Origin of the sequence: Lentzea guizhouensis (genome assembly GCF_001701025.1) — a bacterium.
Lineage (GTDB): Bacteria > Actinomycetota > Actinomycetes > Mycobacteriales > Pseudonocardiaceae > Lentzea > Lentzea guizhouensis.
Genome location: NZ_CP016793.1, coordinates 3223119 through 3244827 on the forward strand (window position 1 = coordinate 3223119; position 21709 = coordinate 3244827).

23 protein-coding genes and 1 pseudogene are annotated in these 21709 nt (G+C 69.9%); 10 read left to right on the forward strand and 14 right to left on the reverse strand.

Translation table 11 applies throughout. The features are described 5' to 3' along the window. Positions 1-14: 14 nt before the first annotated feature. From BBK82_RS16080 to BBK82_RS16115, 8 genes and pseudogenes are all read left to right on the forward strand, one after another. Complete coding sequence (locus tag BBK82_RS16080; protein WP_418287510.1) at positions 15-1004, forward strand: ABC transporter permease; 990 nt, start codon at positions 15-17, stop codon at positions 1002-1004. Beyond that, a complete protein-coding gene (locus BBK82_RS16085) occupies positions 1001-1771 on the forward strand; it encodes an ATP-binding cassette domain-containing protein (protein ID WP_065915745.1) in 771 nt (256 codons plus the stop codon). Before BBK82_RS16080 ends, BBK82_RS16085 begins: the two co-directional genes overlap by 4 nt. Next, positions 1768-2698: pseudogene (gene iolC, locus BBK82_RS16090) on the forward strand (5-dehydro-2-deoxygluconokinase). Before BBK82_RS16085 ends, iolC begins: the two are co-directional and overlap by 4 nt. Then, positions 2695-3600, forward strand: a complete 906-nt coding sequence (locus BBK82_RS16095; RefSeq protein ID WP_065915746.1) for a Cgl0159 family (beta/alpha)8-fold protein — start codon at positions 2695-2697, stop codon at positions 3598-3600. Before iolC ends, BBK82_RS16095 begins: the two are co-directional and overlap by 4 nt. Further along, positions 3597-4484 (forward strand): 5-deoxy-glucuronate isomerase, encoded by an 888-nt coding sequence (iolB, locus tag BBK82_RS16100; protein ID WP_065915747.1) that lies wholly within the window; start codon positions 3597-3599, stop codon positions 4482-4484. The genes BBK82_RS16095 and iolB overlap by 4 nt, the downstream gene beginning before the upstream one ends. After that, positions 4481-6334 (forward strand): 3D-(3,5/4)-trihydroxycyclohexane-1,2-dione acylhydrolase (decyclizing), encoded by a 1854-nt coding sequence (iolD, locus tag BBK82_RS16105; RefSeq protein WP_071812614.1) that lies wholly within the window; start codon positions 4481-4483, stop codon positions 6332-6334. Before iolB ends, iolD begins: the two co-directional genes overlap by 4 nt. A gap of 51 nt (positions 6335-6385) precedes the next feature. Further along, the gene (locus BBK82_RS16110) at positions 6386-7321 is read left to right on the forward strand and encodes a pentapeptide repeat-containing protein (protein WP_065915748.1); all 936 of its coding nucleotides are present in this window, start codon (positions 6386-6388) and stop codon (positions 7319-7321) included. Positions 7322-7404: 83 nt separating this feature from the next. Beyond that, positions 7405-8400, forward strand: coding sequence for an NADH:flavin oxidoreductase/NADH oxidase (locus BBK82_RS16115; RefSeq protein ID WP_065915749.1), 996 nt, complete (start codon positions 7405-7407; stop codon positions 8398-8400). 71 nt (positions 8401-8471) lie between these two features. Here BBK82_RS16115 and BBK82_RS16120 read toward each other — a convergent pair whose 3' ends face one another. Further along, entirely contained in the window at positions 8472-8657 is a 186-nt protein-coding gene (locus BBK82_RS16120; protein ID WP_065915750.1) for a DUF3073 domain-containing protein, read from the reverse strand. Positions 8658-8830: 173 nt separating this feature from the next. Between BBK82_RS16120 and BBK82_RS16125 the strand changes: the two genes are divergently transcribed. Beyond that, positions 8831-9694, forward strand: a complete 864-nt coding sequence (locus BBK82_RS16125; protein WP_065915751.1) for a DUF8083 family protein — start codon at positions 8831-8833, stop codon at positions 9692-9694. Here the strand turns inward: BBK82_RS16125 and BBK82_RS54110 are convergent. From BBK82_RS54110 to BBK82_RS16155, 6 genes are all read right to left on the reverse strand, one after another. Beyond that, the gene (locus BBK82_RS54110; protein ID WP_065915752.1) at positions 9637-10098 is read right to left on the reverse strand and encodes an MFS transporter; all 462 of its coding nucleotides are present in this window, start codon (positions 10096-10098) and stop codon (positions 9637-9639) included. The two genes, BBK82_RS16125 and BBK82_RS54110, sit on opposite strands and share 58 nt — an antisense overlap. A 210-nt stretch (positions 10099-10308) precedes the next feature. Then, a complete protein-coding gene (locus BBK82_RS54115; RefSeq protein WP_065915753.1) occupies positions 10309-10812 on the reverse strand; it encodes an MFS transporter in 504 nt (167 codons plus the stop codon). Between the two features lie 57 nt (positions 10813-10869). Further along, the gene (locus BBK82_RS16140) at positions 10870-11439 is read right to left on the reverse strand and encodes an RsiG family protein (RefSeq protein ID WP_065915754.1); all 570 of its coding nucleotides are present in this window, start codon (positions 11437-11439) and stop codon (positions 10870-10872) included. A 60-nt stretch (positions 11440-11499) separates the two neighbouring features. Further along, entirely contained in the window at positions 11500-12324 is an 825-nt protein-coding gene (locus tag BBK82_RS16145) for a beta-keto acid cleavage family enzyme (RefSeq protein WP_065915755.1), read from the reverse strand. 134 nt (positions 12325-12458) lie between these two features. Next, positions 12459-13520, reverse strand: a complete 1062-nt coding sequence (gene ygfZ / locus BBK82_RS16150; RefSeq protein WP_065915756.1) for a CAF17-like 4Fe-4S cluster assembly/insertion protein YgfZ — start codon at positions 13518-13520, stop codon at positions 12459-12461. Next, on the reverse strand, positions 13517-13906 hold the full coding sequence (locus BBK82_RS16155) for a Fur family transcriptional regulator (RefSeq protein WP_418287511.1): 390 nt from the start codon (positions 13904-13906) through the stop codon (positions 13517-13519). Before BBK82_RS16155 ends, ygfZ begins: the two co-directional genes overlap by 4 nt. An 81-nt stretch (positions 13907-13987) precedes the next feature. Here BBK82_RS16155 and BBK82_RS16160 point away from each other — a divergent pair, with 81 nt between their 5' ends. Beyond that, on the forward strand, positions 13988-14830 hold the full coding sequence (locus tag BBK82_RS16160) for an aminodeoxychorismate lyase (protein ID WP_065915758.1): 843 nt from the start codon (positions 13988-13990) through the stop codon (positions 14828-14830). Between the two features lie 12 nt (positions 14831-14842). Here the strand turns inward: BBK82_RS16160 and BBK82_RS16165 are convergent, their stop codons facing one another. The 7 genes from BBK82_RS16165 to BBK82_RS16195 all read right to left on the reverse strand — a co-directional run bounded on the left by BBK82_RS16165 (position 14843) and on the right by BBK82_RS16195 (position 21582). Beyond that, positions 14843-17377: a glycosyl hydrolase family 18 protein gene (locus BBK82_RS16165; protein WP_071812615.1), complete on the reverse strand. Its 2535-nt coding sequence runs from the start codon at positions 17375-17377 to the stop codon at positions 14843-14845. A gap of 85 nt (positions 17378-17462) precedes the next feature. Continuing rightward, positions 17463-18314 (reverse strand): 5-oxoprolinase subunit C family protein, encoded by an 852-nt coding sequence (locus tag BBK82_RS16170; protein WP_065915759.1) that lies wholly within the window; start codon positions 18312-18314, stop codon positions 17463-17465. Continuing rightward, positions 18311-18898: a 5-oxoprolinase subunit PxpB gene (gene pxpB / locus BBK82_RS16175; protein ID WP_065915760.1), complete on the reverse strand. Its 588-nt coding sequence runs from the start codon at positions 18896-18898 to the stop codon at positions 18311-18313. Before pxpB ends, BBK82_RS16170 begins: the two co-directional genes overlap by 4 nt. Positions 18899-18991: 93 nt before the next feature. Then, entirely contained in the window at positions 18992-19603 is a 612-nt protein-coding gene (locus BBK82_RS16180; RefSeq protein WP_065915761.1) for a heme-binding beta-barrel domain-containing protein, read from the reverse strand. 408 nt (positions 19604-20011) lie between these two features. Further along, positions 20012-20311 (reverse strand): DUF1416 domain-containing protein, encoded by a 300-nt coding sequence (locus BBK82_RS16185; RefSeq protein WP_065915762.1) that lies wholly within the window; start codon positions 20309-20311, stop codon positions 20012-20014. Between the two features lie 5 nt (positions 20312-20316). Beyond that, positions 20317-21162, reverse strand: coding sequence for a sulfurtransferase (locus tag BBK82_RS16190; protein ID WP_065915763.1), 846 nt, complete (start codon positions 21160-21162; stop codon positions 20317-20319). A gap of 33 nt (positions 21163-21195) precedes the next feature. After that, a complete protein-coding gene (locus BBK82_RS16195; protein ID WP_065915764.1) occupies positions 21196-21582 on the reverse strand; it encodes a DUF4395 domain-containing protein in 387 nt (128 codons plus the stop codon). Between the last annotated feature and the right edge of the window lie 127 nt (positions 21583-21709).

The following is a 21709-nucleotide window of genomic DNA, read 5'->3' on the forward strand; positions in this document are numbered from 1 at the left end:
GCAAGCCGAAGCCGATGGACCAGCTGGTCAAACGGCCGGAGATCGGCGCCATGCTCGGCGCACTGCTCGTGTTCGTGTTCTTCTCCGTGGTCACCGAGCAGTTCCTGAGCGTGGGCGGTGCGGCCACCTGGCTGGACGACGCGTCCATGCTCGGGATCATGGCGGTCGCGGTGGCACTGCTGATGATCGGCGGCGAGTTCGACCTGTCCGCCGGCGTCATGACCGCGTCCACGGCGCTCGTCACGGCTCTCCTCGCCACCCAGCTGGGCCTCAACGTCTGGCTCGCGTTGCTGGTGTCGCTCGCCTTCGCGTTGGCGGTGGGCGCGCTGAACGGCTGGCTCGTGATGCGCACGGGCCTGCCGAGCTTCATCGTCACGCTGGGCAGCTTCCTCGCGTTGCAGGGCCTCAACCTGGGCATCACGCGCCTGGTCACCGGCAGCGTGCAGGTGTCGGGCATGCGGTCGGCCGCGGGCTACGAGTCGGCCGGGTTCCTGTTCGCCTCGACGTTCCAGGTCGGCGGCACGAGCTTCTACGTGTCGATCATCTGGTGGGTGCTGTTCACCGTCATCGCCTCGACGGTGCTGATGCGCACCAGGTTCGGCAACTGGATCTTCGCGATCGGCGGTGCCGCGCAGAGCTCGCGCGCGGTCGGCGTGCCGGTGGTGCGGTCGAAGATCCTGCTGTTCATGACGACCGCGTTCGCCGCGTGGCTCGTCGGCTCGATCAACATCCTGCGGTACGCGAGCGTGCAGGCGAACCAGGGCATCGGCCTGGAGTTCCAGTACATCATCGCGGCGGTCATCGGCGGTTGCCTGCTGACCGGCGGCTTCGGCTCGGCGGTGGGTGCGGCGATCGGCGCGCTGATCTTCGGCATGGCCCGGCAGGGCATCGTCTACGCGGGCTGGAACAGCGACTGGTTCCAGCTGTTCCTCGGCGTGATGCTGCTGGCGGCCGTGCTGGTCAACAACATGCTGCGCCGCCGGGCGGAGAGGGTCAGGCGATGACGTCACTCATCGAGGTCGAGAACATCGGCAAGACCTACGGCAGCGTCATCGCGTTGAGCGAGGTGTCCACCGTGGTCAACGCGGGTGAGGTCACCTGCGTGCTCGGCGACAACGGCGCCGGCAAGTCGACGCTGATCAAGATCCTGGCCGGCGTGCACCAGCACGACCAGGGCTCGTTCAAGGTCGAGGGCGAGGAGATCCGCTTCTCCTCACCGCGCGAGGCGCTGGACCGCGGCATCGCGACCGTGTACCAGGACCTCGCGGTCGTGCCGCTGATGTCGGTGTGGCGCAACTTCTTCCTGGGTTCGGAGCCGACGACGAAGCTCGGCTTCCTGGACCGGCGCAAGGGCAAGGAGATCACCAAGAAGGCGTTGTCCGACATGGGCATCGACCTGCGGGACGTGGAGCAGCCGGTCGGCACGCTGTCCGGTGGTGAACGGCAGTGCGTCGCCATCGCCCGCGCGGTGCACTTCGGCGCCAAGGTGCTGATCCTCGACGAACCGACCGCGGCTCTCGGCGTGAAGCAGGCCGGTGTGGTGCTGAAGTACGTGGCCCAGGCGCGTGACCGCGGTCTCGGCGTCGTGCTGATCACCCACAACCCGCACCACGCCTACCCGGTCGGCAACCGGTTCCTGCTGCTCAAGCGCGGTCGTGCGCTGGGCAGCTACGAGAAGTCCGAGATCGACATCAACGAGCTGACGAAGCAGATGGCCGGCGGTGCCGAGCTCGAAGCACTGGAGCACGAGCTGCGAGGTGTCGAGGCGTGACGGCGCTGGAGGTGCTGACCGTCGGCCGGGTCGGGGTCGACCTCTACCCGGAGCAGTCCGGCGTGCCGCTGGCCGACGTCAGCACGTTCGCCAAGTCGCTCGGCGGCACCGCGACCAACGTCGCGGTCGCCGCCGCCCGCCTCGGCCGCCGGGCCGGGGTGCTCACCAAGGTCGGCCCGGACGGCTTCGGAACCTATGTGCGCCAGGCACTGGAGGGGTTCGGCGTGTCGTCGGCACACGTCGGCACGTCGCCGGATCTGCTGACACCGGTGGTGTTCTGCGAGCTCAACCCGCCCGCCGACCCGCCGCTGCTGTTCTACCGGCTGCCGACCGCCGGACCTGACGCTGACCGACGCCGACGTGCCGTGGGACGTCGTGCGGGACGTGCCGCTGCTGTGGGTGACCGGCACCGGGGTTTCGGCGGAACCGGCGCGCGCAACCCAGCGGAAGATGCTGGAGCACCGCGGCCGTCGCGCGCACACCGTGCTGGACCTCGACCACCGGCCGATGTTCTGGCCGGACGTCGAGACGGCGCGGGCCGAGATCGGCTGGATGCTCGACCACGTCACGGTCGCGGTGGGCAACCGGACCGAGGTGGAGGTCGCGGTGGGTACCGCTGATCCGGATCTCGCCGCTGATCGGCTGCTGGCGCGCGGGTTGTCGTTGGCGCTGGTGAAGAAAGGCGCCGACGGCGTGCTCGTGGCCACGCCGGAGGGCCGGTGGACGGTCGAGCCGAACCTGGTCGAGGTGGTGTGCGGGCTCGGCGCCGGTGACGCGTTCGGCGGGTCGCTGGTGCACGGCCTGCTGTCGGGCTGGGACCCGGTGCGGACCGCCCGCTACGCCAACGCGGCCGGCGCTTTGGTGGCGTCCCGGCTGGCCTGCGCCGACGCGATGCCCGACCAGAAGGAAATCGAGGAACTCCTGTGATCACTGACGGCCAGTGGCGCGAACTGTTGTGGCGGCGTGCGGAGGACCCCGGTTCGATCAGACGGGCCTACCAGGCGCGCAAGCGGCGGCAGACGTTGTTGAACGGCAAGTCCACTCTGTTCCTGGTCGCGGCGGACCACCCGGCACGCGGTGCGCTCGGGGTCGGCGGCGACCCGCTGGCGATGGCGGACCGGCGCTCGTTGCTGGCGCGGCTGCTGACGGCGCTCGCCAACCCCGACGTCGACGGTGTGCTGGGCACGCCGGACGTGATCGAGGACCTGTTGCTGCTGGACGGCCTGAACGAGCGGGTCGTCATCGGCTCGATGAACCGCGGTGGCCTGGCCGGCGCGGACTGGGAGATCGACGACAGGTTCACCGCCTACTCCGCGGCGTCCATCGCGACGTTCGGGCTGGACGGCGGGAAGATGCTGCTGCGCCTGGTCGACTCCGACCCCGGCACGATCCCGACGCTGGAAGGCTGCGCGCGGGCCGTCGCCGAACTGGCGGAGCACGGCCTGATGGCGATGGTGGAACCATTGCCGTACCAGCGTGACCACAACGACAAGCTGGTGCTGCAGAGGGATGCCGCCGCCTTGTCGCGAGCTTCGGCCGTGGCCGCCGGGCTGGGTTCGACGTCCGCCTACACCTGGTTGAAGCTGCCCGCGCCGGAGGAACCGGAGGTCGTGCTGGACACCACGGCGTTGCCCGCCCTGGTGCTCGGCGGCGTGCCGTCCGCGAGGCCGGAGGACGACCTCGCGTCGTGGGGCCGGTCGCTGCGCCACGACGCCGTGCGCGGCTTGGTCGTCGGCCGCGCGCTGCTCTACCCGCCAGACGGTGACGTGGCCGCCGCCGTCGCCGCTGCCGCCGAAGTCCTCCGCGCCGCGAAGGGGATCACGGAATGACGCTGCACCGTCCACACGGGACGCTCTCGAACTCGGCCGACGTCATCTCCTTGTTGCCGGAGGACGCGGGCTGGACGTACACCGGCCTGCGGGTGCTGCGCCTGGAAGCGGGGTCGGTGCGCACGATCGAGACGGGTGAGTTCGAGGCGTTCGTGCTGCCGCTCGCCGGTTCTCTGACCGTCGAGGTCGATGATGAGCGGTTCGAGCTGCAGGGCCGCGAGTCGGTGTTCACCCGCGTCACGGACTTCGCTTATGTGCCGCGTGATGCCTCGGTTCGGCTGTCCTCAGTGGACGGATGTGAGGTCGCGCTGCCGATGGCCCGGTGTGAGAACCGGTTGTCGCCCGAGTACGGCCCGGCGGACGGTGTTCCGGTCGAGGTGCGCGGTGCCGGCAACGCGACCCGCCAGGTCACGAACTTCGGCGTGCCGGGCGTGTGGGACCACGCGGACAAGCTCAACGCGTGCGAGCTGATCACCCCGGACGGCAACTGGTCCTCGTACCCGCCGCACAAGCACGACTCCTCGGAGCCGTGCGAGGTCGAGAACGAGGAGATCTACTACTTCCGGATCGCCGACCGGGACGGCGTGACACCGTCGCGGACGGGTTTCGGCTTCCACCGCACCTACACCGACGACGGCACGATCGACGAGGACGTGACCGTGCGCGACGGCGACGTCTTCCTGATCCCGCGCGGCTACCACGGCCCGTGCGTGGCGGCGCCCGGTTACCCGATGTACTACCTGAACGTGCTGGCAGGGCCGGGTTCTTCGCGTTCCATGGCGTTCTGCGACGACCCGGCGCACACGTGGGTCCGCGACAGCTGGGCCGATCAGGAACTGGACCCGCGTTGCCCGGTGACGACCGCAGAGGGGCGGGTCAAGTGAAGCTCACGACCGCACAGGCTCTCGTCCGCTGGATGCTCGCCCAGCGGACCGAGCTCTTCGACGGCACGCACGCGCCGCTGTTCCCCGGCGTGTTCGCGATCTTCGGCCACGGCAACGTCCTCGGCATCGGCAACGCCCTGGAGGAGGTCCGCTCCGAGCTGCCGGTGTGGCGCGGCCACAACGAGCAGGGCATGGCACTCGCCGCGGTCGGCATCAGCAAGGCCACCCACCGCCGCCAGGTCGGCGTCGCCACCTCGTCCATCGGCCCCGGCGCCCTGAACATGGTCACCGCCGCCGGCGTCGCCCACGCCAACCGCCTGCCGCTGTTGCTGCTGCCCGGTGACACCTTCACCGGCCGCGCCCCGGACCCGGTGCTCCAGCAGGTCGAGCACTTCCACGACCCGACCGCGACGGTCAACGACGCCTTCCGCGCCGTCTCCCGCTACTTCGACCGCATCACCCGCCCCGAACAGCTGCTGTCGACGCTGCCCCAGGTCGCCCGCGTCCTCACCGACCCGGCCGACTGCGGCCCGGTGACCCTGGCCCTGCCGCAGGACGTCCAAGCCGAGTCCTACGACTTCCCCGACGCGCTCTTCAAGCCGGTCGTCCACCGCCTGACCCGGCCCCGTCCCGACCTACACTCCCTGGCCGAGGCGGCCCGCTTGATCCGTTCGGCCTCCCGCCCGCTCCTGGTCCTGGGCGGCGGCGTCCGCTACTCGGGTGCCGCCGGCCGGGCCCTGCGCTTCGCCGAACAACACGGCATCCCGATCACCGAGACCACCGCCGGCCGCACCCTGGTCCCCCACGACCACCCCCTGCACGCCGGACCCCTGGGCATCACCGGCTCCACCTCGGCGAACGTCCTGGCCGGCGAGGCCGACCTGGTCATCGCGGTCGGCACCCGCCTCCAGGACTTCACCACCGCCTCCTGGACGGTGTTCGCCCCCGACGTGCACCTCGTGTCGCTGAACGCGGCCCGCTTCGACGCCGTGAAGCACGGCGCGACCGCCCTGGTCACCGACGCCGACGAGGGCCTGCGCGAACTGACCGACGTCCTCGGCTCCTGGCAGGCGCCCGGTGGGTGGTCCGCGCGTGCCGCCGCGGAACGTGCCAAGTGGGACGCCCACATCACCTCCCTGCGCGCTCCCGGTTCGGACCTGCCGACGTACGCCCAGGTCGTCGGCGTGGTGAACGAGGTCAGCGGCCCGACCGACTACGTGATGACCGCGTCCGGAGGCCTCCCCGGTGAACTGATCGGCGGCTGGCGCGCCACCGGCGCGGCCACCATGGACGTCGAGTACGGCTTCTCCTGCATGGGCTACGAACTGGCCGGCGCCTGGGGAGCCGCTATCGCCCACACGTCCGGCGTGGTCACCACCCTGCTGGGCGACGGCTCCTACCTGATGCTGAACTCCGAGCTCTTCTCGGCTTCGTTCGCCGGCCACGGCTTCGTGGCCGTGGTCTGCGACAACGACGGCTACGCGGTCATCCACCGCCTGCAGACGGGCCAGGGCGGCACCGGCTTCAACAACCTCTACGCCGACTGCCGGACCTCCCACGCCTCACCGCCCCGCACCGACTTCGCCGGTCACGCGGCGGCGATGGGCTGCGCGGTGTTCCCGGTCGACTCGCTCGACGGCCTGGAGGATGCCTACCGCAAGGCGCGCGAGGTGGCGGCCGGGGAGAAGCGACCGGCCGTGGTGGTGATCCGCACGCATCCGTCGTCGTGGACGGAGGCCGGGGCGTGGTGGGAGGTCGGGGTGCCGGAGGTCTCACACCGCGCCGAGATCGCGGCAGCTCACGACGAGGTCGTCGCCGGAAAGGCGAAGCAGGTCCGCTACCTGGGCTGAACCCCAACAGCGGATATCGCTCCGGGAGGGCTGTCGCGAGGATGGCCCTCCATGAGCAAGCGGACGATCGGGCTCGGCGCGGCCGGCGCGGCCGTCGTCCTGTTCGCGCTCGGGGTCGTCCTGTTCGTGCCACAGCTGGTCTACCCACCTCCGCCCGGTCTCGACCTGCGGACCGTGACCGAACCCCAGGCGCGGGTCGTGCTCCAGCGCGAGTCGTCGCAGACCGCCCTCCGTTCGAGCCTGCTGCAGTTCTTCGGCGGGCTCCTGCTCGCGGCAGGTGGCGCGGTGACCTGGTACCAGGTCCGGGTCAACAGGGACGGTCAGATCACCGACCGCTACAGCAGGGCGGTCGAACACCTCGCCAACGACAACGCGGACGTCCGCATCGGCGGGCTCTACGTGCTGGAGCGGATCTCCAAGGACTCGCGGAAGGACCGCCGGTTCGTCCAGGTCACCATCGGCAGCTTCGTGCGCAACCGGGTGCCGTGGGCGGTCGGGTCACCTGACGGCCCTGAACACCCGACGCCGACCGTGGACGAGCGGCTTCCGTGGTTGCGCATGCGTGCCCCCGACGTGCAGACCGCGCTCGCCATCCTCGGTCGTCGGCCGGAGCCGCCGGAGGCCCTGACGCTGCGCCTGTCCCGAGTCGACCTGCGCGGCGTGCAGCTGGAGAACCAGCAGCTGGTGGGCGCGGACCTCCGCAGGTCCAACCTCGCCCGCGCCTGGTTGCGCGGCACCCGGCTGGACGGGTGCGACTTCCACGCCGCAGACCTGCGCAAGGCCAGCCTCGTGGGCGCGAGCCTGCGGAAGGCCTCGCTGCGCAACGCGCACCTCGAAGGTGCCGACCTGACCAGCGCCGACCTGGCGGAAGCGGATCTGCACGGTGCTCACTCCGATGCCACGACCGTCTGGCCGTCCGGACTCACGCCCGACGTCCTGCGCCACCGTGGAGTGATCGGTTCCACAGCGTCACCGCCCAGTGACTGAGACGACCCCACGCTCGGGAACAACACGCCGCCCGCATCCCCTTGAACATTTGGTTAGGTCTACGAACGTTCAAGGGAGCCCCCGTGAGCTTGCTCTTCTCCCCGCTGACCCTGCGGAGCGTCACCCTCCCCAACCGCATCGCGGTCAGCCCGATGTGCCAGTACTCGGTGGCGAAGGAGGACGGCGTCCCGACCGACTGGCACCTCGTCCACCTCGGCTCCCGTGCCGTCGGCGGTGCCGGCCTGGTCATCGCCGAGGCCACGGCGGTCGTGCCGGAGGGCCGGATCTCCCCGCAGGACACCGGCATCTGGAACGACGAGCAGGTCGAGGCCTGGCAGAGGATCACGAGCTTCATCAAGGAGCACGGTTCCGTCCCCGGCATCCAGCTCGCGCACGCCGGGCGCAAGGCGATCGGTGACTGGGTGCCGGTGGCGCCCACGACCGAGCCGTTCCCCGGTGGCAACCAGCCGGAGAAGATCACGAACCACACCGGGATCGTCAAGGCGTTCGTCGAGGGGGCCATCCGGGCGCTCGCGGCCGGGTTCGAGGTGCTCGAGATCCACGCCGCGCACGGGTACCTGCTGCACGAGTACTACTCGCCGCTGACGAACGAGGGCAGCCTGGAAGAACGCATCGCCGTGCCCGTCGAGGTCACGGCCGCGGTCAGGGCCGCCGTCGGGCCGGAGGTGCCGGTGATCGTGCGGATCAGCGGGACCGACTGGGTCGAGGGCGGGTGGACGGCCGACGACAGCGTGGTGCTGGCGACGGCGCTCAAGGCCGCGGGTGCCGACCTGATCGACGTGTCCAGTGGTGGCAACACGGCGCAGGCGGAAATCCCGATCGGGCCCGGCTACCAGGTGCCGCTCGCTGAGGCTGTGCGGCGCAAGGCAGACGTGCCCACGGGTGCGGTCGGCCTGATCACCGAGGCGAAGCAGGCCGAACAGGTGTTGGACGACGGTGCCGCCGACCTGGTCCTGCTCGCGCGCGAACTGCTCCGCGACCCGTACTGGCCGCTGCACGCGGCACAGCAGTTGGGTGTGGAGGTCCGGGCTCCGAGGCAGTACGCCAGGGCGTTCTGATCAGGCCTGACGAGTTCAAGGGTTGGGTGGCTTGATCAGCCACCCAACCCTTGAAGCTCGCCAGGCTGGATTCAGCGACGGTAGTCGTCGTAGTCGTCGTACGGGTCGTCGTGGCTTTCTTCGCCACCACTCCCGTTCGGCGACGTTTCGCCACCAGACAGCTCACGCTGCAGCGCAGCGAAGTCGGTCTCATGAGAGCTGTATTTGAGCTCCCTGGCGACCTTCGTCTGCTTGGCCTTCGCTCGGCCGCGCCCCATGGCTCGACCCCCTCGCACAGGGACGGGGGCGGCCGGGGGAACGGCGGCCCCACTCGTCTCGACAACTAGTTCCTGGTAACTACCGTACCGTGCCGATGGGGTTCCTCGCGACGCGGTAGGCGTGACACGTACCGCCAAATCTCCCGGCCGCCCTCGCGTGGAAGGATGCACAGGTGCCCAGACCGTTCGTCGCCTACCTACGGGTGTACGAACCGTTATCGGTCTTGGACGCACCGCTAGCGGTCAAGGTGCGAAAAGCCCTGGAAGCGGGCCCGATCCCGCGTTCGGAGGTCGGTGACCGCGAACGGGAGCTGTGGTTGCGATCACAGTTGGCCAAGAAGTTGCTCCCGGGCGGTTCGCACTTCGAGGTCATGACCATCAGCCCGGCCGAGGTGCCGACGTCTGACGCCGCGCGTGTCGGCCCAGGACCCCTCGTCTGCCCGCTCGACCTCAGGGCCCGGTCCGCGGCGGCTCTGGTGGGCTTCCTGGCCTCCGCGCAGCCCGTTCTGCAGGACGCGGCCCTCAGCATCGCCCCGGAAACGGTCCGAGCGCGCGCGTCCGCCGTGATGGCCGAGCTCTCCGCCGGCGCCGTTCACGTGATCTCCACGACGTGGACGGTCCCGCTGCCGTGGTTCGCCATGGTCGACCCCGCTCAGCGGCGGGTGGTGCTCGCGAGCGCCCAGGACGACCCGGAGCGGCAGGTGTCCTGGCGGGTCGCGATGGCCGACGCACGGCGGCGTGTCGCGCGGGCGTTGAAGGTCGTGAAGACCGCGCTGGGCGACGACGGGCCCGCCAAGGTCCTCGCCGACACCGGTCGCTGGCTCGAGCACTTCCACCCGCACTCCGCCGTCGAGCTCGACTACGGCGGCCTGGTGCAGCTGGTGAACGACAAGGACCTGCTGGAGGACTCCTCCGCGACCGATGTGAACGCCATCGTCGACGCGCTGGAGACCGGTGACGCCGAGGAGGTCGCGCTGCGCTACGAGTCGCTGCGCGAGTTCTGGGGCGAGCTGGCCCGCCGCGAACGCCACGGCTGAAGCAGCCCCCACCCGGCCACCGACGCCACCGCCGCCAGCAGCATCGCCGCAGGCCAGCCCACGTGCACGGCCACCCACGCCGAGACCGCCGGCGTGAGCGTCGCGCTCAGGTAGTTGGAGCTGTTCTGCATGCTGATCGCGGTCGCGCTGCGGCCCTCCGGTGCCAGTTCACCCGCTTCGGTGACGGCGAGCCCGTTCCACGCCAGCGCGACCACGGCGGTCGGCACCAGCACCGCCACGAGCACCGGCAACGGGGCCCGGTCCAGCGCGGCGGTCAGCGTGAACCCCACCGCCATCACCACCGCGAGCACCCGCAACGGCCCGACCCGGCTGCCCACCGGTCCGACCAGATCCCGCCGCGAGCCGGCCGGCCCCGCCGAGCGCCTGCGCCACCCGAACACCACGGCCGGTCGTCACGGCCAGGCCGCGGTGCTCGTGCAGCAGCGGCACCAGCAGCGTCGCGGCGGTGAACTGGGGCACGACCAGCAGCCCGCTGGCCACGGCCAGCCTGATCAGCCGGGGGTCCTTGAGCACGAGCCCGTGCGAGCCACCGCCGCGCGTCGCCCCCGGCGGTTCGCGGACCAGCAACGCGACCGCGAGCGCCACGAGCCCGGTCACCGAGGCCAGCGCCACGAACGCCGCCGGAACGCCGGACGCGATCGCGACGCCGGGCAGGAGGCCGCGGTCAGGGCCGCACCGAGCGGGGTCGCCGTCTGCCGCACGCCCATCGCGAGCCCGCGCTTGCCGCTGGGGAACCAGGACATCACCGCGCGGCCGCTGGCGGCGTTCACGCTGGCCCCGAAGAGCCCGGCACCGAGCAGCGCGAGACCCGCGACCCACGCGTTGCCGACCGCCACGCCGAGCAGGCATCCGGCGGCACCTACGCCGCCGATGGTCATCGCGAGCCGTTCACCGCGCTTGTCCGCGAAGAAGCCCCACGGCACGAGAGCGATCATCGTGCCCAGGTTGACCGCTCCCAGCAGCAGCCCCACCTGGGGCAACGTCAGGCCGAAGTGATCACGGAGCTGGGGGCTGACGGCGGAGAGACCGAGGAAGACCGCCGCGTTCGTGCCCTGTGCGAGCGCCCCCGCGAACAGCACGACCCAGCGGTACCCCATGAAGGCACGCTAGGTCCGCCGCCCAGAAAGTGGAACGACGGTCCCAGATTGTGGGAGTCAGCGCTTGGGGCGGTGGTGCCCGCGCTCCGCCGCCAGCAGCTCGTCGACCGACGCACTACCGCGCTGGTAGCGCGACGCGATCTCGGCGTTGAGCCTGTCCACGACCACCTGCACCTCGCGCCGCCGCACCGACACCGACGCCTCTTCCGAGATGAACGTCTCCAACACCTCGCCGAGGCGATCGTCGGACAACTTGCTCACGTCGGAGAGATCGACATCGGAGATCAGCGCTTCCACGTGCCGTTGATGCGCATCAGCACGTGAGGGCTCATGGGTCTGGTACCGGCCGAGGCCGGTAGCCGGCCCGACAGCGTTCGAGGAGAGGATCGTGGCCAGCTGGTCGACCACCGCCGAGCCGCCGGAGCTGCGGCGCTGCTGCTCGGCACGCACGATGTCGATCCGCGCGTGCAGCAACCGCCGCAGGTAGGACAGGTCGGTTTCTTCCTGCGCGGCCTCGTCGCGGAGTTCGCGCACCTCGACGAGCGGGCGCTGCTCGACGCCCTCCGTGTAGTCGGGGGCGAGCACCCGGTCGATTCGGCGGCGCCCGCCAGGACGCACCTCGATCACGTGTCCATCCTGCGGTAGATCCTCCTCACCCGCCAACACATCCCATGCACCAAAGTTGTCTCAAATGTGCACGCCGAGGACCTTGCGCGCCTCGTCGGGAGACAACGGAGGCCGTTGCGCGATCTTCGCGAGACCCGCGGCACGGGCGACGAGCTGTGCGTTGTCCCGCACCGGCACGCCTCGCGAATAGCTGATCGTGTCTTCCATACCCACGCGGAGGTGCCCACCCGCCCCCAATGCGGTGAACATCACTGGCAGCGTGGTCCGGCCGATCCCGGTGGCGGAGAACGTTGCCCCGTCCGGCAGAGCGTTCACTGCGGCAACCAGCGTCCGCGCGTCTCCCGGCATCCCGCCGGGCACGCCCATGACGAAGTCGACGTGCACGTGTCCACCCGCCGGGAGGCCGTGCTGGTCGAGCAGCCGCTGCAACGACGCCAGCTGACCGATGTCGAAGATCTCGTACTCCGGGACGATGCCGCGTTCCTGCATGCCCTTGTGCAACGCGACGATGAACTCCCACCGGTTCATGAACACGTCGTCACCGAAGTTGACGGTTCCCATCGTGCAGGACGCCGAGTCAGGCATCGCCTCCAGCACGCGCAGCCGGTCCGCCTCGGGGTCGTGCACCGACCCGCCGGTGGACAGCTGGACCACGAGGCCGGTCTCGGCCCGCAACGCCTCGACCGTCGCCTTCAGCAGACCGAGGTCGAGCGACGGCTTCGCGTCCGCGCCGCGGATGTGGACGTGGATCATCGCGGCGCCGACCTGCTCGCAGCTCCGCGCCGTCGAGACCAGTTCCTCCAGGGTCACCGGAAGTGCCGGGACGTCGGCTTTCGCGTGCTCCGCTCCGGTGGGAGCGACGGTGATCAGCGTGCCCAGTGACATGTACCGGACTGTAGCGGGCTGGCCGCCAACCTTCATCGTCTCTTCCAGTGCTCAGCGGGGCACCTCGCGGCACCGCGATGTACCCACCTGACCAGCGGAACAGAGGAGAAGGCCGACGGCCAGCCCGCTTGGGCTCAGCCCCTCAGGTTGCGAACAGCTTCCCGGCCCAGTCCGGGCGTGTCCGCGGGCACCGAGTCGGGATCGATGCGCGCTGCCACCTGACGCTCCCCGGCACCGGCGACCAGCTCGGACTCGACCGGTACGGACCTCTTGACCAGCGCCAACGCGATCGGCCCCAGTTCGTGGTGCTGCACGACGCTGCCCACCCGGCCGACCACGCGGCCGTCCAGCTCGACCGGGTCACCGGTCTCCGGCTGGCCGTCGGCAGAACCATCCAGGTGGAGCAGGAGCATGCGGCGCGGCGGGCGGCCCACGTTGTGGACCTTCGCGACCGTCTCCTGGCCGCGGTAGCAGCCCTTGTTCAGGTGCACCGAGGACTCGATCAGGTTCACCTCGTGCGGGATCGTGCGCTCGTCGGTGTCGATGCCCGGCCGGGGCCGCAGCGACTCGACCCGCAGCGCCTCGAAGGCGAAGCTGCCGGCCGGGCGCGCACCCGCGTCGGTGAGCCGCTGCCACCACGACGCCAGCTCGGCGCGCGGCACCAGCAGGTCGAACGAGCTCTGACCGGGCCACGACCTGCGCCGCACGAAACCCTCGCCGAGCGCCACCACGTCCGCGGGCACCGGCAGGTCGAGCTTCTCCAGCACCGCGACCGCGTCCGGGCCGACCACCGTGAGCAGCGCGAGCTCCGCCGTGGCGTCGCGCGGCTCGACCTTCGACCAGAAGACCATCTTCTTCAGGTACGCGAGCAGGTCGTCGACCTTCTCCACGTCCAGGAACACCGTGCCGCCGACGTTCGCGACCACCATGTGGTGCTCCAGCCGGCCCTGCGCGTCGAGGATCAGCGCCTCGGTGCCGGCGTCCTCGCCGAGCAGCTCGAAGTGCTGGCTGGTGAGCTGGTGCAACCAGGTCAGCCGGTCCTCGCCCGGTACCGCGATGATCCCGCGGTTCGAGCGGTCCACGACGACGACCGAGCGGGCGGCCGAGCGTTGTTCGGCGAACGGGTCGCCGTAGTGCCAGGCGACGCCGGCGTCGGTGGAATCGTCTGGCGGCGGGACGGCTCCTGGAAAGCTCACTCGGTCTCCTGGTCCTGCTTCAAACAGTCGCGGCACGTGCCGGACAGCGCGAGATGACTGGCATCCAGTTCGAACCCCTCGCGGTCCCGCAATGTTCCGCCCAGCGGCCCGAGCAGCTCACACGGGATCTCGTCGATCCGGCCGCAGACGTGGCACACCAGGTGCACGTGCTGGTGCTCGTCGACCGAGTAGCTCGGCGCGCCGTGCCCGAGGTGCGTGTGCCGCACCAGGCCTAGCCGGTCGAGCAGGTCGAGCGTGCGGTAGATCGTCGTGATGTTGACCGTCGGCGCCGTCTCCTGGACGCGCTGGCAGATCTGCTCGGGCGTCGCGTGCCCGAGCACCTTGACCGCGTCCAGCACGAGCTGGCGCTGCGGCGTCATCCGCATGCCGCGGTCGTGCAGCGTTTTGCGCAGGCCTCTTGCGGTCTCCACGACAGCCATGTTAATCACTGCTAGTAGGCTCCAGCCATGCGCGTGCTGGCACTGCTCGACGGAACCCTCGCTGACCCCGACGCCCCGCAGATCCGTGTCGACGACCTCGGTCTGATGCGCGGTGACGGCGTCTTCGAAACCATCCTCGTCGTCGACGGGAAGCCCCGCGAGCTGTCGCCGCACCTGGACCGGCTGGAGCGGTCGGCGGCCATGCTCGACATGCCCGTCCCGCCGCGCGCGGAGTTCGAACGCGCGGTCGAGCTCGTCATCGGCAACTGGACCGGTGGCAGCGAGTTCGCCCTCAAGCTCGTCTACACCCGCGGCGTCGAGGGCGGCGACGGCACCGGCACCGGCTTCGCGCTGGGCATGGAGATCGGCGCGAAGGTGCTCAAGCAGCGCGCCGAGGGCCTGTCCGCGGTGACGCTGGACCGCGGCATCGAGGCCGACCTCGCCGACCGCGCGCCGTGGCTGCTGCTGGGCGCCAAGTCGCTGTCCTACGCGATCAACATGGCCGCGATCCGCGAGGCCGAGCGCCGCGGTGCCGCCGAGGTCATCTTCACGACCTCCAGCGGCTCCGTCCTGGAGGGCCCGACCTCGACGGTCATCCTGGTGCGCGGCAAGACCCTGGTCACGCCGCCCTCCAAGCTCGGCATCCTGCCGGGCACCACCCAGTACGCGCTGTTCCGCGCCGCCGAGCGCGCCGGCTGGACCGTGCTCGTGGAGCCGGTCCAGACCGGCGAGCTCTACGACGCCGAGGGCGTGTTCCTCGCGTCCAGCGTCCGCAAGATCACGCGGGTGACCACGCTGGACGGCAAGCAGCTGCCCGACTCGGCGGCCCTGCTGACCGAGCTGCAGGGCCTGTACGAGTCCGAGTACTGATCTTCCTCCGGGTCACCTGAGTCCGGCGTCGACCGCGGCCATCAACGTGCCGCGGTCACCGGACATCTCCCAGAACATCGCGCCCAGCAGGTTCTTCGACTTGAGCCACGCGGTCTTGCGCTGGATCGACCACACGTCGTCGAAGGTCCACCACTGGTTGCCGGTGTAGCAGGACGTCGCCACGGCCACCTCGTCGTGGTGCACGGTGCAGTTCGGCACCGACGCGACGAGGTTGGCGTACCCGCGCGTGCCCGCCTCCTCCGGGAACTGGCCCGGCGCAGCACCTCCCGCCTGCTGCCACTCGCCGTTCTTGCCGCCGTTGACCACGTTCTGCCAGCCGCGGCCGTAGAACGCGAGCCCGAGCGTGATCTTGCGTGGTGGCACACCCGCGTCGAGGTAGGCCTGGACCGTGCTCTCCACGCTGAACTTGGTCGTGTACGGGTCGTCCGGGTCGGGGTAGAGGTTGCCCTGGTGGCCGGTCCGGTTGGGCTCCCACGAGTTGTCGCTGCCGGAGCCGTGGAAGTCGTAGCCCTGGACGTTGAAGATGTCCATCGACTGTGCGACCCGCCCGAGCTCCCAGCCCGCCTCGATCTTGGCCGGGTCGGCCGGCGTGAACGCGGTGAGCTGGTAGCGCTTGCCGGTCGTGGTGCTGTACGCGTCCATCTGCCGGCGGAACTCCTCGATCAGCAGGCTGTTGTTGACCTTGTCCTGCGGGCCGAAGTGGTTGCCCGCGTGGCCCTCGGCGCCCGGCCACTCCCAGTCGAGGTCGAAGCCGTCGAAGATGCCCGCCGCGGTGCCGGGACCGCCGGCGCCGTTGTACACGGGCAGGTTGCCCTTGAGGTAGATGTCGATGCACGACGACACGAACTTCTTGCGCGCCGCGTCCGTGGCCGCAACGTCGGAGAAGTACTTCGAGTACGTCCAGCCGCCGAGCGAGATCAGCACCTTCAGGTTCGGGTGCTTCGCCTTGAGCTTCTTGAGCTGGTTGTAGTTGCCGCGCAACGGTTCCCAGCCGCTGTCCGCCACGCCGTCGACGGACTGCGCCGCGCTCATCGGCCTGCTGTAGTCGGCTTCCGCGTCACCGGCGCCGTCGCCCTGGTTGGGGTCCTGCGGGTCCGGGCTCGTGCCCTTGGTGACGCCGTGCAGACACGTCAGGTTGACCGGGTCGATGTTGCCGAACGCGTAGTTGACGTGCGTCAGCTTCGCGGCGTCCATGTCCTTCACGAAGTACTGGCGTCCGTAGATGCCCCACTGCACGAAGTACCCGACACGGGCGTAGCCGCCGACGATGTCACTAGTGCGCTCGTTGAGCGCGTTGCTCGGTGCGGAGACGTTGTCGTAGATGTCTCGCGCGCGCACGGTGAACGTGTAGTCCGTGGACGGTGCAAGGCCGGTGACGACCGCCGTGGTGCCGGAGACCGTCTGCTTCACGGTCGTGCCCACGTAGACGTCGTAGTTCGCCACACCGCGGTTGTCAGTGGATGCGTTCCACGCCAACGTGATGCTGCCCGCGTCCTTCGCCGTGGCGCGCAGGTTGCCCGGTGCGGTCGGCGGGGTCGTGTCGTCGGCGGGGTTGTTGGTGGTGACGGCCAGTGCCGCGCTCGGAGCGCTTTGCGTGCCCTTGGTGTCCTTGGCGCGCACCGTGAAGGAGTACGCCGTGTTCGGGTTCAGGCCGGTGATGATCGTGGACGTCGTGGTGGAGCTGCCGGCGAGCGTGGAGCCGTTGTAGACGTCGTAACCGGCGATCGGCAACGAGCCAGGATTGGACGCGGTCCACTGCAGCGTCACCGTACGCGTGGTCTTCGTCGGTGACGTGAGACCCGTCGGGGTGCTCGGCGGGGTGTCCGCGCTGCCGTCGCAGTTCGCGTTGTTGATCCGGCAGGTGACCGGGTCGACGTTGGAACTGATGGCGAACGTCGGGCTGTACGGCTCGGTGCTGCCACCCGCGGCCACGGTCTTGTTGTAGTGCGCGGGGGTGATGGTGACCTGGTTGCCGTTCTGGCTGACCGTGCCGTTCTGGCCGTTGCTGACCGTCACGCCGTTGGGCAGCGTGAAGGAGATGGACCAGTCGCTCACCGCGGCGGCGGTGTGGTTGCGCACGATGAACTTCGCCGAACCGCCGGCCACCGAGTAGTCGGCGGTGAGCCCGGTCGGGACCGGAGCGGGGTCACCGCTGCCGTCGCACGCCATGCCGTTGATCGTGCAGGCGGTCGGGTCGGCCGCGGCGCTCAGCGTGAACGTCGGGCTGTAGGGATCGGTGTTGCGTCCGGCGGGGATGTTGTTGATGTAGAACGCCGGGGTGAGCGTCACCCGCGTGCCGTTCTGGGTGGTGGTGGCGTTCTGGACGTTGCCGACCGTGACACCGGCGGGCAGGTCGAACTTGACCGACCAGCCGTTGAGCGAGGCCGTGGACGCGTTGGCGACCACGAGCTTGGCGCTCGTGCCGGTGCGGGTGAAGGTCGCGGTGATGCCCGTGGCGGCTTGTGCAGGGACCGCCAGGGCTGTCAACGCGACCAGAATCGCTAACAGGGCAGGGAATCGGCGCATGCGGAACTCCAGTTTGGTGAAGGTTCCGCGGCGGCCTGGTGGCTACCGTATTTGGTCTGGACCACTTACGTCAACGCCGTGGTCCTCATTGCCGCGGGAGGAACCTGACCGTCGTACCGGGCCTGGCCTGCCCGAGAAACCGCAGGTGAGCGCGGTCGACCACGCCGATGACGGGGTAGCCGCCGGTCGTCGGGTGGTCGTTGAGGAAGACCACGGGCTGCCCGTCCGGCGGCACCTGGATCGCGCCGGTGATCATGCCCTCGCTGGGTATCTCGCCGTCACGACGATTCAGAACGGTGCCCCGCAGCCGCGCACCGACCCGGTTGCTGCGGTCGCTGACCGTCCAGGACCCCTGGCGGAGCTGGGTTTCCGCGTCCTCGAACCAGTCGTCGCGCGGGCCGAGCGTGACGGGGACCGTGATGGTGTCCGGTGCGTGGAACGGCGGCACGACGTCTGCGCCGTTCGCCGCGTTCGGCGCACCGAGGTCGAGGACGTCCTTGTCCCGCAACGGGTCTGGACCGATTCCGGAGAGCAGGTCGGTGGAGCGGCTGCCGAGCTCTTCCGCGGCGGTGATGCCGCCGGAGACGGCGAGGTAGGTGCGCAGGCCGGTCTGCGGGGTGCCGATGGTCAGCGTGGCGTTCGGCGGCAGGTGGAGCGGCTGGTGTGAGTCGGCGAGCTTGCCGTTGATCCGGACCTCGACCGCCGGGCCGGTGACGGCGACCGTGCAGGAGGTCTCCGCTGCGAGCTCCAGGCCGCCGAGCAGGAGCTCGAGCCCCGCGGCGGTCTCGTCGTTGCCCACCAGGCGGTTGGCGAGGGTGAGCGAGTGCGGGTCGACGGCACCGGACGGCGGCACGCCGAGGTGGGCGTGACCGGGGCGGCCGAGGTCCTGGACGAGGGCCTGCGGGCCGGTGCGGAGGATCCTGATCCGGCGGCTCATGCGACCACGAACCTGACCTGGTCACCAGGTGCGAGCAGCGCCGGGGTCTCGGCCTTCGGGTCGAACAGGGTGATCTCGGTGCGACCGATCAGGCGCCAGCCACCGGGGGTCGCGCGCGGGTAGGCGGCGGTGAACTCGCCGGCGATGCCGACGGATCCCGCGGGGACCTTGGTGCGCGGGGAGTCGAGCCGGGGTTGCTGGAGCTGCGGTGGCAGGCCGGTCAGGTAGCCGAAGCCGGGGGCGAAGCCGCAGAACGCGACCTCGTAGGTGGCCGCCGTGTGGAGTTCGACGACTTCCGCGGGGCTGATCTTCGCGGTTTCCGCGACGAGGTCCAGGTCGGGGCCGTCGTAGGTGATCGGGATGGTGACCTCGCGGGACTCCGTGGCGGGTGCATGGGTCAGGTCGACGTCCTTGAGGGCTTCCCTGACGTGCTGCAGGGAGCCCTTGACCAGCACGGTCCTCGCCGCGGGAACGAGCTCCTCGATGCCGGGGAGTCCGTGCAGCGCGGCGCGGACGGCCGCGACCTCGGTCAGCGAGTCGACCTCGACCAGGAGTGCGTCTGTACCGCAGCGCCGCAGCAGCATGACCCCATGCTACGGGGAATCGTGGGATTGTTGAACAATCCGACACGCGCAACCGCCAGATCGTTCACCGATCCGGCGGTGTGGCGGTGTCGGTCAGCCGACGATGCGCTGCAGCTGGGCGGACGCGTGGGCCTGCATGGGCTGGCCCACCATGGCGCGCTCCTCGACGTAGGCGAGGTCGCCGTTGACGATGCCGTAGAGGCGCTGAGCAGCGGTGACGTCCTTGGCCGTGGCGGTGCGGATCAACGCGTCGGTCTGGAACTCCCAGGCCGTCTGCTTGATCGGCTTGCCGTAGTACATCTCGATGATGCCCGTGTTGTGCGTGAGCAGCACCTCGATGGTGTCGTCCGGCTGCGGGCGCCAGAAGCCGCTCTCGCGCGCTGCCGGGCGGATGACCTCGCCGGCCTCGTTGAGCAGCCACGACCGTGCCTCGTAGATGAGGAACGGGCGGCCGTCGTGGGCGAAGGTGATCTGCTGGCCGAAGCGGAACGGGCCGTCGATCGTCGGGTAGACGATCTCGCCCTCGCCGCGCCAGACGCCCACGAGGGGGAGGACCGACAGGAGGGCGTCGTTGAGGTTCGCGCCTTCGCGCAGGTTCGCCGTGTCGCCTGGGATGGGCATGTCGGTGAACTGCGGGAGGTTGCGGGCGCGGGTGGCCTCTGCGCGTTGTTCGGCCAGGCGGATGGCCTCGTCTCCGCTGGTCATCGCTGGTCGGAGTAGAGGCGGTACACGACGTAGGCGGCGAACCAGACGACCGCGATGGTCACGAGCACCAGGAGTCCGGTGAAGATGTGTTCCACCGGATGATGGTATCTCGGAGGGGTTGACGTGCACGGTTGTGGTGGCCGATGACACGGGGTGGCATGCGAAGAGCCACGCCTTCGGCGTACGGGGGGACTCCGTCCCCCTCGACCCCCTGACAACTGATCAAAGACTGGGCCAGCGCCCTCGGCGGGTAGATGGCACGCCGGTTGCTTTCGGCGGCTTGCGATTGCGTGGGTGCTTGCGTTCCGGCTCCCCTTTGGGGAAAGAGCCTCGGGCCTGCGGCCCTCGACAAAAGCAAAAGCCCCGGCAGTGGCGTGACTGCCGGGACTTTCGTTCTGGAGCGTCAGGTCAGGCGACTGCGATCTGCAGTTCGTGGACGCCCGGACCCTCGGCCGAGACGTCGGCCTGGCCGTTGCCGGTCCTGTGCAGGGCCCGGACGGTCCAGCTGCCTGGCGCTGCGAAGAAGCGGAAGTCGCCCTCCGGGGAGGAGACGACCTCCGCGGTGAACTCGCCGGTGGAGTCCAGCAGGCGGACGAAGGCGCCGCCGACGGGGGTGCCTTCGGAGACGACCTTGCCCTGCAGGACGGTTTCCGAGGACGAGACGTCGATCGTGGTGCCCTGGACGGGCGCGCCGCACGAGTCGCTCATGGGGATCAGGCCTCCTTGCCGGTGCCGAGCTCGATCGGCACGCCGATGAGCGAGCCGTATTCGGTCCAGGAGCCGTCGTAGTTCTTGACGTCCTCGTGGCCGAGGAGCTCGCGCAGGGCGAACCAGGTGTGGGAGGAGCGCTCGCCGATGCGGCAGTAGGCGATGGTCTTGCGGGAGCCGTCGAAGCCTGCTTCGGCGTAGAGCTCGCGGAGCTCCTCGTCGGACTTGAAGGTGCCGTCCTCGTTGGCGGCCTTGCTCCACGGCACGTTCACGGCCGAGGGGATGTGGCCGCCGCGCTGGGCCTGTTCCTGGGGGAGGTGGGCCGGGGCGAGGAGCTTGCCGGAGAACTCGTCGGGGGAGCGGACGTCGACGAGGTTCTTGTTGCCGATGGCCTCGACGACCTCGTCGCGGAAGGCGCGGATCGAGAGGTCCTGCTCCTTGGCCTGGTAGGAGGTGGCTTCGCGGACGACCTCCTCCTTGTCGAGGGGGCGGCCGTCGAGCTCCCACTTCTTGCGGCCGCCGTCGAGGAGCTTGACGTCGTTGTGGCCGTAGAGCTTGAAGTACCAGTAGGCGTAGGCGGCGAACCAGTTGTTGTTGCCGCCGTAGAGGACGACGGTGTCGTCGTTGGAGATGCCCTTGGCGGAGAGCAGCTTCTCGAAGCCCTCGCGGTCGACGAAGTCGCGGCGCACCGGGTCCTGGAGGTCGTTCTTCCAGTCGATCTTAACGGCGCCCGGGATGTGGCCGCCCTCGTACGCGGTGGTGTCCTCGTCGACCTCCGCGAAGACGACGCCGGGCGTCTGGAGGTTCTCCTCGGACCAGGCGGCCGAGACCAGCACGTTTTCACGGCTCATCGAAGTTGCTCCCAATTGAGGTTCAGTGCTTTGTCATTGCGGACGGGCGAGGGCGGGTGCGTACCGGCGCAGCAGCAGGTACACCTCGCACCCGAGGCACAGGCCGAAGGCCGCGTTGAGGAACGCGGCGACCAGCGCGAGGCTGGTGGCGACGGTGCCGAAGGTGGTGTAGCCGGTGGCGTAGCCGATCGTGCCGAGCAGTGCGAACACGAAACCGACGCCCTGGGCGAAGCGCAGCGGGGCTGCTTCCTCGCGTTCGGTGGTCGGGGTGATGCGCGGCTGGATGGCGTAGCGGTAGACGTGACCCCACGGGTTGAGCTTCAGCGAGATGAACGCGCACATCGCGAAGAGCACGGTCTGGGCGGCGAGCAGGCGCCACCAGCCGGTGAGCAACACGATCGCGAGGACGACGGTGGTCATCCAGGCGGAGAAGCGCGGTCCGCGCGGGTCTACAGGGGCATCTTTGGACACGACGACCTCCGGACATTCGGACGAGGAGTGATTCAGTCCGTCAGAGGTGGCTGATGGGCGTCAAGCGGCCCAGTCA